Source organism: Methylobacterium sp. E-046 (assembly GCF_022829625.1).
Classification (GTDB): Bacteria; Pseudomonadota; Alphaproteobacteria; order Rhizobiales; family Beijerinckiaceae; genus Methylobacterium; species Methylobacterium longum.
This window is the reverse complement of the sequence record NZ_JAKSYP010000211.1, coordinates 12286-24512: the sequence shown is the minus strand read 5'-3', so window position 1 is coordinate 24512 and position 12227 is coordinate 12286. Positions and strand designations below refer to the sequence as shown.

Genomic DNA, 12227 nt, shown 5'->3' with positions numbered 1-12227 from the left:
GACGCACGGGCAGGCAGCGCATGGCGCGCGACAGCAACGACTCCACGCCGCTCACCGCGCGCGCCGAACTGATCGCGTGGTTCGCGGCAGGCGAGAAGCCGCGCGAACGCTTCGCGATCGGCACCGAGCACGAGAAGATTCCCTTCTACCGGGACGACCGCTCGCCCGTGCCGTATGACGGCGAGCGTGGCATCCGCGCCCTGCTCGAAGGACTTGCCCGCGAGACGGGCTGGGAGCCGATCCTCGATCTCGGCAACATCATCGGCCTGTCGGCGGACGAGGGCGGGGCGATCTCGATCGAGCCGGGCGGTCAGTTCGAGCTCTCCGGCGCCGCGCTCCCGGACGTTCACGCCACGGCGGCCGAACTCGCCACCCACTTGGCGGCGACGAAGCGGGCGGCCGATCCGCTCGGCATCGGCTTCCTGACTCTCGGCATGAGCCCCCGGTGGCGCCGGGACGAGACTCCGGTGATGCCCAAGAGCCGCTACCGGATCATGGCGGGCTATATGCCGAAGGTCGGGTCGCTGGGCCTCGACATGATGCTGCGGACCGCCACCGTGCAGGTGAATCTCGATTTCGCCTCCGAGGCCGACATGGTCCGGAAGATGCGGGCGTCGCTCGCACTTCAGCCCGTCGCCACCGCGCTGTTCGCCAATTCCCCGTTCACGGATGGCCGGCCGAACGGATTCCTCTCCCGCCGTTCGGAGATCTGGCGCGACACCGACGCTGATCGCACCGGGATGCTGCCCTTCGCCTTCGACGCGGGGTTCGGCTACGAGGCCTACGTCGACTGGCTGCTCGACATGCCGATGTACTTCGTGAAGCGCGGCGACATCTATCACGACGTGTCCGGCGCCTCGTTCCGCGACCTGATGGCCGGCAAGCTGCCGCAGCTCCCCGGCGAGTATGCGACCGTCGCGGATTGGGCGAACCACGCCTCCACCGCATTCCCCGAGGTGCGGTTGAAGCGCTTCCTGGAGATGCGGGGCGCCGATGTCGGCGATCCCGGGATGATCGCCGCGCAGGCGGCCTTCTGGGCCGGGCTGCTCTACGACGAATCGGCCCTCGATGCCGCCCTCGACCTCGTGAAGGGCTGGAGCCCGGCCAATCGTGAAGCCGCGCGGGCGACCGCGCCGCGCCTCGGCCTCGCGACCCCGGTGGCCAACACGACGCTCGGCGCCGTGGCAGCCGAGGCCCTTGCTATCGCCCGATCGGGCCTGCGGGCGCGCGGCCGCCGCGACGCGGAGGGACGGGACGAGACGGTCTATCTGCAGCCGCTCGAGGCGATCGTGGCGGCCGGTCGGACCCGGGCGGATGATCTGCTCGCCGACTACGAGCGGCGGTGGAATGCCTGCGTCCGCCCGGCCTTCACGGAATGCGTGTTCTGATCCAAGCCTGACACCAAACCCCGGCGAATCGCGAGAATCGCCTCCGCCGCATGCTATTGGAACGTTCCGAATCGTGTGTGCAGCCGTGGGGAGATCGTTTCATGACCCGCATCGCCATCCTCGTCGTAACCGGCCTCTCGTCCCTTGCCCTCACCGCCGGCGCCAGCATGGCCGCCGATCCGGCCCGCTCCGGCCCCTCGGTCCAGGGACAGTTTCACGGGTCGGTCACCCAGGCACGGCCGCGCTGGAGCTACTACGGCGAGTATCAGTACCCGATGCCTTTCGGATACGGATACGCCTATGCAGCGATCGAAAGGCCCGGCTTCGAGTATGGCTACAACGGGCCGCGCTACGTCTGGTCGGCTCCGGATCGGTAGAACGGTCCGGCTTACGGCTATTCGGAGTGGTGAGCTTCGACGCTGCCGGGCCGTCCGCCATCAAGCCGGTGAAGCGGGCGACACGGACCCCCGAACCGGCCCGGGAGACGCCGAGGTGCGCGACGATCCGGACTGCATCGACCTCGACCTGAGCGGATTGAAGTGCCCCCTGCCGGTGCTGCGCACCCGCAAGGCGCTGCGCGGCCTGCCCGCCGGGCAGACCCTCATGGTCACCTGCACGGATCCGCTGGCCATGATCGACATTCCGAACCTCGTCCGCGAGGAGGGAGCACGGCTCGAGGCGGCGGAGCGGCGGGGGGATCGCCTGTGCTTCCGGATCACGGCCTCCGCGAAGCCGCCGCATTCCTGAACGATCCGTCAGCCTCGCAAGGATGAGGTCGGAACGGCATGGCACCACGGATCGGAGGCGTGCGCCTCGTGCACGAAGGATGGGCGCGCTACCTCGTGGCCGAGGTGATGCAGGATGACGGAACCCGCATGACGCGGGAAATCGAGGATCACGGTCGCGCCGTCGCGGTGCTGCCCTACGATCCGGACCGGCGGGTCGCCGCGCTCGTCTCGCAATTCCGCGCGGCCGTGCTCTATTCCGGCGGTCCGCCGAGCCATGTTGAGGTTCCGGCCGGGCTCCTGGACGAGGGCGCGCCCGAGGACGAGGCGCGACGCGAGGTCATGGAGGAGACCGGGCTGCGACTCAGCCGGCTCGACTTCGTCGCCAGCGCCTGGTCGATGCCGGGTATCTCCACCGAGCGGATGGACTTGTTTCTCGCCCCTTACAGTGCGGCCGACCGGACCGGCGCGGGCGGCGGTCTCGCCTCCGAAGGCGAAGCCGTCGCCGTTCACGAGATTCCGCTGCCGGAACTCGCCGCCATGAGCCAGCGGGGGGCGCTCACCGACATGAAGTCACTGGTCCTGCTGTTCGCCCTGCAATTGCAGCGACCGGACCTGTTCGCGGACCGAGGCTAGCCGCTCCGGCGTACGAACCGATCCTGGATCACGATGCCGACGAACCGCCAGGACTTGATGAAGTAGCGGCGGAACAGCCGGCGCGGCGCCTGCAGGAACCGGAAGATCCATTCGAGACCGAGCTGCTGCACCATCCCGGGCGCCCGTGACATGCAGCCCGCCGCCACGTTCAGCGCGTCGCCGACGCAGAACACGATCGGGTCGCCGAGGCGCGCGCGGTGCCGATCGATCCAGATCTCGGATTTGGGCGCGCCCACGGCCATGACCAGAAGCGTCGTGCCATGGGCGCGGATCTTCTCGACCAAGGCGCGGCTGTAGGCCGGATCGGACTCGAAGCCGAAGGGCGGCACGACGCTCGTCACGGATCCGCCGGGCAGGCCGCCCGCCTGCAGCCGTTCGGTCAACCTGTCCGCCGCGTCTTGCCGGGAGGCCACGAAGAAGATCCGCCGTGCGAAGGGAGGCGGGTCAGCGAGGATGCACGCCAGGAGATCGTGGCCGGTCACCCGATGCACCGGTTGGCGACAGGCCCGGCGCGCCAGCCAGACCAGCGGCATCCCGTCGAGCGTCCGGGCCGCGGCGCGCCCGTAGGCGCCACGGAACTCGGCGCTCTCGCGGAGCTGGACGATGTGGTCGACATTGGCCGTCACGATCATGCGCGGCCCATCGCTCGGCAGGGCCGCCACGGCGGCCACCACCGCCGCGGCCTCACCCGTGTTGAACCGCAACCCGAACATGCCGACTGTGGGATCGGCGTGGGCGGACCCGGTGGCGTGCGGTATGGACAACCGGACGCTGCGCACCTCGGAACCGAGCGTTTCCCCCGGATCCAGGCTGAAACGGATGTTCCCGAGATCACGCATCGGCGGCCCGGAAGCTGGCCGCAGGGCGGGTCGCGGCGCGCAGGGTACGGCGGCGATCCCGATCGGCGCCGAGGAGGAGGGCGATGGCGCCGCCCAGCAGCAGGCCGAGCACCAGCGCCACCGGAAGGACGATCTTCGGTGAGGGCGGGAAGGTCCGCTGGCGGGCGGGCGTCGCCACCGAGATGATCCGGACGTTGGTGGTGTTGAGCCGCTCCTGCTCGCTCGCCTCGCGGGCGCGCTTCAGATAGGCCTCGTAGACGCCGCGGCGGGAGTCCAGCGTCCGCTCCAGTTCGCGCAGGCCGACATAGGCGCGGTCGCTGGTGGTCGTCTCGGTCTTGACCCGGTCGAGGCTGGACCGGATCGCCGCCTCGCTGGCGGCGGCGCGATCGTAATCCTTCTGGGTCGTCTCGATGATCCGCTCCTTCTCGCGCTGGATCAGGCGCTGGAGATCACGCTGCTGGGCATACTGCTCGGCCATGGCCGGGTGGCGCTCACCGAGGCGGGTCGCGAGCTCGGCGGTGTTGCGGGACAGCGTGGCGTATTGCTGCCGCAGCGCCTGCATTTCGAGGGACTGGAGCATCTCGGGCAGCGCGGTGCTGGGATCCGAGGAGCGCATCCGCCGGGCCTGATCGAGGCGGGACTTCGCCTCCGCGGTCTTGATCGAGGCGGTGACGAGCTGCTGGTTCAGGTCGCCGAGCTGCTGATCGGTGAGGAGCCGGCCGCTGGAGGCCACGAGCTTGTGATCCTCGCGATAACGGACGACGGCGCTCTCGGCCTGCTCCACATCGCGCTTCAGGTTGTTGAGGCGCCCGGCCAGGGCGTCCGAGGCGCGGCGGGCGGTGTCGGTGCGCGCCGCGGCCTCCTCGGCGAAGTAGGCGTCGCCGATGGAATTGGCGATGCGCGCGGCCTTCTCGGGATCGCGGGACTGCACCGCGACGTCGATCACGAAGGTCCGCTCGGCCCGGCGAACGCTGAGCCGGTTCTGGAGCGTGTCGAGGGCGATGTTGATCGGATCCCGGCTCGCCGGCGGGGGCATCATCCCCAGCGCGCCCTTGACCCAGTTCGTCACCGGATTGGCGCCGTCCGGCAGCACGAACTCGTCGTCCTGATCGAGGTGCAGCTTCGCGATGACCCGGCGCAGGACGTTGTCGGACTGGATCACCCGCACTTGGCTCTCGGCGATCGAGACGCCGCTGTCGGCCTGCGGCTGACGGGCGTTGACGTCGTTCTCGACCACCCGCAGGTCGCTCGGATCCACGAGGATCTGGATGCTCGATGTGTAGCGCGGCGGGAGCAGGCCCAGCAGGGCGACCGCCGCGGCGACCATGAACAGCGCGCCGAGGATGATGAAGCCTCCGCCCCGCCACAGGCGCCGCAGGATCACGCGCGGCTCCGTCCGCGGTGTCGTCTGCGGCAGCACCATGCGGATGGGCTGCTCACCGCTCATGCGCGTCGAGAAGTCGAACATACGCCTCGCTCCCTGACCTGTCGGGGCGGACCACACCGCCCACCGCCGCCCTCCGGATCCGTCCCGCTTCCGATCGGCTATGTGCCGATCCGGGACAGGTTCTGGATCGAGGCAGTGTCTTCGCCGACACTCCAGCAATCAGCATACCGAACAAGTAATCTCGTCGTGATGCAGGTTCGGCGAGCAGGAAACCCACAGATATCCCCGGCTGAATCGTCCTTAACTGCCTCGGCTCTCAGGTAGGAACAGCCACGCTTCCGCCTCGGACCGCGTGCCTGGTCTCACACGGGCGCGTGCGGCCGGACGACCGACTCCGCGGCGTCGTAGGCCGCCCCGTCGCCCGTGAGAAACCGGCGGAAGCGCCCCGCGTCCGCGTCCGCCGCCGCGTTCCAGCGCGCGACGTTGCCCCGGCTGGCCCGGGCTGCCCGCGACAGGCCGCCGGCCGCGATCCAGGCAGCCAGGATCCGGGCGGCGGCCTCCGGATCCTCCGGCCGGATCAGCAGGCCCGAGGCGCCCAGGACCTCCCGGAATACGGGATCGTCCGGCGCCGCAACCGGCAGGCCGCCATGCTGTACCTCCAGGAGCGGCAGGCCGAGCCCCTCCGCCTTCGAGGTGCAGAGCAGCAGGTGGCACGAGGCGGCGAGGCTGCGCAGCCCGGCATCGGGCAGGTAGCCGTGCCGGTGCAGGAAGGTGGGTGGATCCTGCAGGAAATCGTGCCGGCCCCAGCCGACCCGGCCCACGAGGTGCAGCTCGGCCGGGACGCCGGCCCGGTTCAGCGCCGCCGTCAGGGCGAGGGCCGCCGGGTAGTTCTTGCGCGGCTCGATCGTCCCGATGGCGAGGAGCCGCAGCGTCGTTCCGGCCTCGTAGGAGGCCGGCCCAGTCAGGCCGCCGAGGCCGAACGCATCGCGCACGGCCGGTCGCAGCAGGGCGACCCGAGCGCTCCTGGCGCAGACCGCGCGCACGGCCTCGCCGGTGGTGCGGCTGTTGACGAACAGGTTCGGGCACCAGCGCAGAGCCAGGGCGAAGCTCGGGCTCATGTAGAGCCGGCTGCGCAGGCTCAGATCCTCCTTCCGGGTGAGCAGGAACGTGTCGTGGACGTAGAGGAGGCATCGCGCCGCCGCGACGGCGCAGAGCGGTCCCGGTGGAAAGCCGGGGAAGAGGAAGAGCGCGTCCCGGTCCAGCACAGTGCGCAGCGGTAGACCCACCTGCTGGGTGGCGATCATGCCGGGCAGCGACCCACTGGCGACCGGCCGGATCTCGTGTGGTCCCAAGCTGTCCGGCGCGAACAGGTCCAGGGTGACCCGCTCGATCCCGGTCACGTGCCCGCGCAGATGCGTCTGGTCGATGTAGATTCTCCGGGGTGCGGCGCGCCGCGTCGCTTCCGTCACCGGGCGCTCCGCCGCAATCGCCCCGCGAGGTACAGGCAGCGGCGGACGAAGAGCGGCATCCGGCGCCCGAGGACCATCTGCTTGGCGCGCCGCAGCCGGCGCACCAGCGGCCGCGAAGCCGCCGGGACCGTGCCGGCCGCCCCCCGCTGCCGCCGGGACGCGAAGGGGAAGTGGCCGAGCATCGCCGGCGCGAAGGCGAGCCGTGCCGATGCGTCCCGCAGCCCGTGGCTCCGGAAGATCGCGTCCAGCGACAGGGCGGCGGCGGCCGGGCTGTAGCGACTCTCCAGGGCGATCCGCGCGAAGGCGCCCAGACGCGCTCGCGCCTCCGCGTCCGCGACCAGATCCACCAAGGCCTCGGCGAGGGCACCCGGCCGCACCGGCACGAGGCGGCCGGACACGCCGTCGATCACCGCGGAGGTCAGCCCGGAGGTGCGGTAGGCCAGGGTCGGCACGCCGCAGAGGCCCGCCTCGATGGGGGTCTGGCCCAGGGTTTCGTGACGGCTTGCCGTGACGTGGAGATCGCAGGCCCCGTACCAGGCGGCCAGAGTCTCCTCGTCGGCGATCAGACCCGGCGCGAACAGCGCCGGGACGCCGAGCCGGGCCGGATCGTCGAGGCGGCCGATCGCCACCACGGCGACGCCCGGCCGCGCCACGGCCTGGAGCGCGGCCCGCAGGTCCGGAAAGCCTTTGTCGGGGCCGTCGACGATCACGGCCGAGACCAGGATCAGCACGGCGTCGTCCGGCAGACCGAGCCGGCGGCGCAGGGCTGCACGGTCACCCGGCCGGAACACGCCGGTCGGGAAGGCCAGCTGGATCCGCTCCGCCGCGGCGCCGGTTGGCGCGAGGTCCCGGGCGCGTGCAAGGGTCCAGTCGGAATTGGCGAGCAGCCACGGGCCCTCTGGACCCGCCAGGGCCGCGCGCTTGCGGACATGCATGTCGGCGATCCGGCCCGGAGCCAGCTCCGGATATTCGTCCGGGCCGGGGCAGGCGGCATCGCAGCCGATCTTCGCGCGGCCGCAGTCACGGGGATGGCAGCACCGGCCCGTGAGCGGGAACAGGTCGTGCAGGACGAGGGCGACCGGCCCCCGGCGGGCGAGGCGGCCGACGACGTCGAGGCTTCGGGTCGCGCCGTGGAGGTTTCCGGCGAGAACGAGGTCGGGTGCGGCCGACGCGATCGCCGCCTCGGCCCGGGGGAAGCTGTCGGTCCACTCGGCCGCCTCGGGACGCGTGCTCAGGGCGATGTCGGTGACGCGATGGCCCGCGAGTGCCAGCGCCTCCGCGAGCCGGCGCTGCGCGACGCCGGCGCCCCCCTGCGTGCCGAGGCCGGTGAGCGAGACGATCGACAGGCCCGCCGGCTGCGGCCTCGGCGTCGCGGTCAGCCTCTGGAGCAGCACCGGCCGGCCGATGCGCACACGGTGATCCTCGGGGAGCGCCGACCAAGCCGCCGCATCCGGCATTCCGTCGGGACCGGTGCGCGTCCCCGCGTCGAGTGCCGCCCGGCTCCAGAGGATCTCGCCGCCCGTGAACGGCGTGCCGACCGACGCTTCCGCCGCTGCCGGAGCATCCAGGGCACGGACCGCGTCGTCGAACAGGACCCGCAGCCCGGCGACGGCGGAGGCGCCGGTCAGGGCCGCCTCCAGCGCCAGGGCGGTCAGCGCCCCCGGGGCGAGGAGGTCGCCCGCGCGGAGCCAGAGCAGGTGGTCGATGCCCGGGTCGGTGAGCAGCTCCGCGAATGCCGCGCCGCCGGTTCGGCGAGCCAGGACATCGTGCCGGGCTTCCGGGTAGCCCTGACGCAGGACCGAGGCGACGGTCCCGGAGAGGTCGGCACCATCATCGGCCGCGGTGACGACGCGGATCCGCGGCCAGGGCTGCCCGTCGGGGAGCGAGGCGGGACGGGGGAGGCCAGTGGCCGGTCCGAACGGCCAAGCATCGATGCCGTGGGCGGGGCTCGGCGGGGCGGTGGCTTCGGTCACGGCGATATCGGCGGCGTATGGGGCATCGTGCTGGCGTCGAGCCTGGACGCGAATGTTGAAGATTGCCTCTCGGTGGCGCCACCCTCCCGGGCTGACACCTCGGCCTCAAGCTTCTGCCGCCGTCCTGGCGTGCAGGGCGAAGGAACCCAGCGGCGCCGCGTTCTCTGGCGTCGCCCCGCCCCGGGGCACCGCGCGATGACGCGATGGAGCGTCGCACGGCGCGGTCCACGGGGGAGGGTCGCCCTCGAGACGGTCGTTCCTTTCACCCTTGCGAGGGCCGGCCGGACCGAGGCGCCCGGCGGCAGGCTGCCGGCGACCGCGCCCGAAACGTGCTTCGACCTGTCTCGCCCGATCAGACGTGCACGCGGATGCGCGCCGGACCCGCTTCCATTCGCCCGATCCGGGCGGCCGACAGGTAGCCGGACGCGCGGATGCGCTGCAGGATCGCGTCCGCCCGGTCCGCCGCGCAGGTGACGAGCAGGCCGCCGGAGGTCTGCGGATCGGTGAGGAGGTGGCGGCGCCAGTCGGAAAAGCCGTCGGGCAGATCGACGTCGCCGCCAAAGGCCGCCCAGTTGCGGTGCGAGGCCCCCGTGACGAAGCCTTCCTGGACCAGTGCCTCCGCCCGGGGCAGCAGCGGCAGCGCGTCGGCGTCAAGGGCGAGCGTCAGCCCGGCGCCACGGGCGAGTTCGAGGCCGTGGCCGAGGATGCCGAAGCCGGTCACGTCGGTCAGGGCGTGCACGGCGGGCTCGCCGGCGAGTTCCGGGCCGATCCGGTTGAGCAGGGTGGTGGTGGCGATGAAGTCGCCGTAGCCGGACGGGTCGAGGGCTGCGTGCTTGATCGCCGCCGAGTAGACGCCGACCCCCAGCGCCTTCGTCAGGATCACGGCGTCTCCCGCCAGGGCGTCGGCGTTGCGCCGCACCGCCTCCCGGCGGCAGGTGCCGATCACCGCGAGCCCGTAGATCGGTTCCGGCGCGTCGATCGAGTGGCCGCCGGCCACTGGAATCCCCGCTTCGGCGCACTTCTCCGCGCCGCCCCGCAAAATCTGCGCGACCATCTCGGGGGCGATCTTGCCGACCGGCATGCCGAGGATCGCCAGCGCCAGGAGCGGCCGGCCGCCCATGGCGTAGACGTCCGAGATGGCGTTCGTCGCCGCGATCCGGCCGAAATCGACGGGATCGTCCACCATCGGCGTGAAGAAATCCGTGGTGGCGATCACGCAGGTCCCGTCGTCGAGCTCCCAGACCGCGGCGTCGTCGGAGGTCTCGTTGCCGACGAGCAGCCGCTCGAACGGACCGGCGACCGGCTGTGCGGCGAGGAGCTGGCGCAGCGTCGCCGGGTCGAGCTTGCAGCCGCATCCTCCGCCGTGGGCGAGGCTGGTCAGGCGGGGGATCTCGGTCATCGCGGGGCTCCAATCCGTCTGCCGCGGACCGTCGCCCGCACCGATCCTCAGTAGCGCGTCGTCACGGCGTTGAGCCAGTCCGGCGAGGCCGAGACGAAGGCAGCCTCCGCGCGCTTGTCCAGCCCCGTCAGGACCAGAACGCCGAGCACGACCATCAACGCGCCGAGGCCGGCCTTCACGCTCCGGCCCACCGTCGCCAGATGTCCGCGCCAGCGGAGCAGGGCCTCGCGGGAGGCGAAGCCGAGCAGCACCAGCGGCAGGGCTGCCCCGATCCCGAAGGCGAGCATCGTGACCGCCACGCTCCCGAGGTTCTCGCCCCGCGCCGCCATCAGCGAGGCGGCCCCGAGGGTCGGGCCCACGCAGGGGCTCCACGCCGCTCCCAGCAGCACGCCCACGAGGAACTGGCCCGGCAGACCGGCCGAACCGAAGCCGCCGAAGCGCTCCTCGGCCCAGGAGCCCACCGGTCCGGCGGCGGTCGCAACCCGGGCCTGGAGCCGCGGCAGCATCAGAACGAAACCGAGGATCATCAGAAGGACCGCACCGGCGCGCCGGAACACGTCGCCGTCGAGCCCTATCGCGAAACCGATCGTCGCCACGAACAGGCCGATCGCCGTGAACGAGAGGGCGAGGCCGGCTGCCAGCGCCACGGGGCCGAGCCGATGCTCCGAGGCCGCCGTCCCGAGGACGATCGGCACCAGCGGAAGCACGCAGGGCGAGAGCACCGACAGGAGCCCGGCCAGGAACGCGAAGCCCACATTCCCCAGCATGAATCCATCCCCGTCGTTCGGCCCGCGCCGGAGGCTTCGCGCCTGCGGCGCGGGCCGTCAACGCGTGCGCCGATCACAGCGGCGCGGGAACCCGCGCGCGCACGGAGCGCTTCGGCGCCTGTACGCCGGATCGGCGGGCCTCGGCGGAGCCGGCAGGTGACCATCTACTTCACGGGCGACACGCATTTCGGTGACCAGCGGGCGCTGCGCTTCGACCACCGTCCCTATCCGGACCTCGCCGCCCACGATGCCGGCCTGATCGCGGCCTGGAACGCCGCGGTGGCGCCGGACGACACCGTCTGGCACCTCGGCGACTTCGCCCTCGGCCCGGGCGGTGCGCGGATCCGCGAGATCCTCGACGCCCTCAACGGCGAGAAGCACCTGATCGTCGGTAACAACGACGGGCCGGAGACCCTCGCGGCGCCCGGATGGGCCTCCGTCCGCCACTACGCGGAATTTCCGGTCGAGGGACGGATGGTCGTGCTCTGCCACTACGCGTTCCGCACGTGGAACGGGATGAGCCGGGGCGCCCTCAACCTGCACGGCCACAGCCACGGCAAGCTCACGCCGATGCCGAAACAGTACGATGTCGGCGTCGATCCGATGGGGCCGGCGCCCGTTCCGCTCTCCGCGATTCTCGCTTCACGCCGGCGCCGGAAGAGCTGATCCGGACCGGAACCTTCACGTCAGCTTCACCGTTTCAGCGGACAGAGACGGGGTGGACAAGAGCCAGCCCGAGCAACCCGGCAGTCCCGACCCGGACCTGCCTCCACAACGTGTTCAGTGAGTAATCCCGTGAGTGCCAGTTCGGCCACTCCCAGCCGCCTCGCTGCCGGCTTCGCCGGCATCCTGACCGGCCTCTTCGTGACCACGTCGGCGCTGGCCCTGCCGTCCTGCCTGGAGGCTCAACGCAAGATCGACGAGGCCAATGCGCTCCGGTTCCAGGCGCGCGAGGAGGCCCGACTGGGCAACCACGACCGTGTCTGCGACACGCTCGACGAGGTGGGCGACCGCTACGACGATGCCCGCGACGCCTTCGAGCGATGCGGGGAGGGCGTGGTCGCGATCGACCTCCGCAGCGAGCTGCGCGGCCTGCGGATCGCCAAGAAAATCAACCGCTGCGACTGACCGGGTGCGCCACCGCACCTCGGGCAGCCCTGCCCGATCTCATCATCCCGACATGCGCGACTCACGTCGCCGATAAGGTTCTGCGCCGATGATTCCTGCCACGCTTTCCAATGAGCTCCCGTCCGCAACCGCCGGACACACCGGTCCGTCCTTCGCGGCGGCCCTGTGCGGCTTCGTCAGCACCACCGTCGCCACGACGATGCTGCTCGTGCTCCTCGGCGCGCTCTGATCGGGACACCGTGATCACGGTGCGACCGACCAGAACCGCTGGCGGTTGAACAGCATGTCCTGCGTGCCGACCCGCGGGGCCGGCTCCGCCCGCCGGCTGCAATCGGGCTCGGCGGGTTTCGTCACGGCCGCGAGGGTCGTGGGCGCCGATGTCGGTTTGAAGCCCAACCGCGCCTGAATCTCAGGGTGGCGCGCTGCCGTGATGGTCAGCACGCAGGCGATCAGGCCGCCGGCAACGGTTCCGAGAAAGAAGTTCAGCATCGGTGG

14 protein-coding genes are annotated in these 12227 nt (G+C 71.5%); 7 read left to right on the top strand and 7 right to left on the bottom strand.

Annotated features, from left to right (window positions below; all coding sequences use genetic code 11):
- The first annotated feature begins 20 nt into the window (after positions 1-20).
- From MKK82_RS21495 to MKK82_RS21480, 4 genes are all read left to right on the top strand, one after another.
- Positions 21-1388, top strand: a complete 1368-nt coding sequence (locus MKK82_RS21495; RefSeq protein ID WP_238289014.1) for a glutamate--cysteine ligase — start codon at positions 21-23, stop codon at positions 1386-1388.
- Positions 1389-1489: 101 nt separating this feature from the next.
- Positions 1490-1765 carry a hypothetical protein gene (locus tag MKK82_RS21490; protein ID WP_238289016.1) on the top strand — a complete coding sequence of 92 codons (276 nt, stop codon included), beginning with the start codon at positions 1490-1492 and terminating at the stop codon, positions 1763-1765.
- A 115-nt stretch (positions 1766-1880) separates the two neighbouring features.
- A complete protein-coding gene (locus tag MKK82_RS21485; RefSeq protein WP_238289018.1) occupies positions 1881-2135 on the top strand; it encodes a sulfurtransferase TusA family protein in 255 nt (84 codons plus the stop codon).
- 38 nt (positions 2136-2173) lie between these two features.
- On the top strand, positions 2174-2749 hold the full coding sequence (locus MKK82_RS21480) for an NUDIX domain-containing protein (protein ID WP_238289019.1): 576 nt from the start codon (positions 2174-2176) through the stop codon (positions 2747-2749).
- On the opposite strand, the gene MKK82_RS21475 is transcribed toward MKK82_RS21480, so the two are convergent.
- The 6 genes from MKK82_RS21475 to MKK82_RS21450 all read right to left on the bottom strand — a co-directional run bounded on the left by MKK82_RS21475 (position 2746) and on the right by MKK82_RS21450 (position 10604).
- Entirely contained in the window at positions 2746-3609 is an 864-nt protein-coding gene (locus MKK82_RS21475; RefSeq protein ID WP_238289020.1) for a WecB/TagA/CpsF family glycosyltransferase, read from the bottom strand. The genes MKK82_RS21480 and MKK82_RS21475 overlap by 4 nt on opposite strands.
- The gene (locus MKK82_RS21470; RefSeq protein WP_238289021.1) at positions 3602-5077 is read right to left on the bottom strand and encodes a GumC family protein; all 1476 of its coding nucleotides are present in this window, start codon (positions 5075-5077) and stop codon (positions 3602-3604) included. Before MKK82_RS21470 ends, MKK82_RS21475 begins: the two co-directional genes overlap by 8 nt.
- A gap of 281 nt (positions 5078-5358) precedes the next feature.
- Complete coding sequence (locus MKK82_RS21465) at positions 5359-6465, bottom strand: glycosyltransferase (protein WP_238289022.1); 1107 nt, start codon at positions 6463-6465, stop codon at positions 5359-5361.
- A complete protein-coding gene (locus tag MKK82_RS21460) occupies positions 6462-8438 on the bottom strand; it encodes a glycosyltransferase (RefSeq protein WP_238289023.1) in 1977 nt (658 codons plus the stop codon). Before MKK82_RS21460 ends, MKK82_RS21465 begins: the two co-directional genes overlap by 4 nt.
- A 352-nt stretch (positions 8439-8790) precedes the next feature.
- Positions 8791-9837 (bottom strand): selenide, water dikinase SelD, encoded by a 1047-nt coding sequence (gene selD, locus MKK82_RS21455; RefSeq protein ID WP_238289024.1) that lies wholly within the window; start codon positions 9835-9837, stop codon positions 8791-8793.
- 47 nt (positions 9838-9884) lie between these two features.
- Entirely contained in the window at positions 9885-10604 is a 720-nt protein-coding gene (locus MKK82_RS21450) for a cytochrome c biogenesis CcdA family protein (RefSeq protein WP_238289026.1), read from the bottom strand.
- A gap of 156 nt (positions 10605-10760) precedes the next feature.
- Between MKK82_RS21450 and MKK82_RS21445 the strand changes: the two genes are divergently transcribed.
- From MKK82_RS21445 to MKK82_RS21435, 3 genes are all read left to right on the top strand, one after another.
- Entirely contained in the window at positions 10761-11270 is a 510-nt protein-coding gene (locus tag MKK82_RS21445) for a metallophosphoesterase (protein WP_238289028.1), read from the top strand.
- A gap of 129 nt (positions 11271-11399) precedes the next feature.
- Positions 11400-11732 carry a hypothetical protein gene (locus tag MKK82_RS21440; RefSeq protein ID WP_238289030.1) on the top strand — a complete coding sequence of 111 codons (333 nt, stop codon included), beginning with the start codon at positions 11400-11402 and terminating at the stop codon, positions 11730-11732.
- Between the two features lie 88 nt (positions 11733-11820).
- A complete protein-coding gene (locus MKK82_RS21435; RefSeq protein ID WP_238289032.1) occupies positions 11821-11961 on the top strand; it encodes a hypothetical protein in 141 nt (46 codons plus the stop codon).
- 14 nt (positions 11962-11975) lie between these two features.
- Here the strand turns inward: MKK82_RS21435 and MKK82_RS21430 are convergent, their stop codons facing one another.
- Positions 11976-12221, bottom strand: coding sequence for a hypothetical protein (locus MKK82_RS21430; protein WP_238289034.1), 246 nt, complete (start codon positions 12219-12221; stop codon positions 11976-11978).
- Positions 12222-12227: the final 6 nt, after the last annotated feature.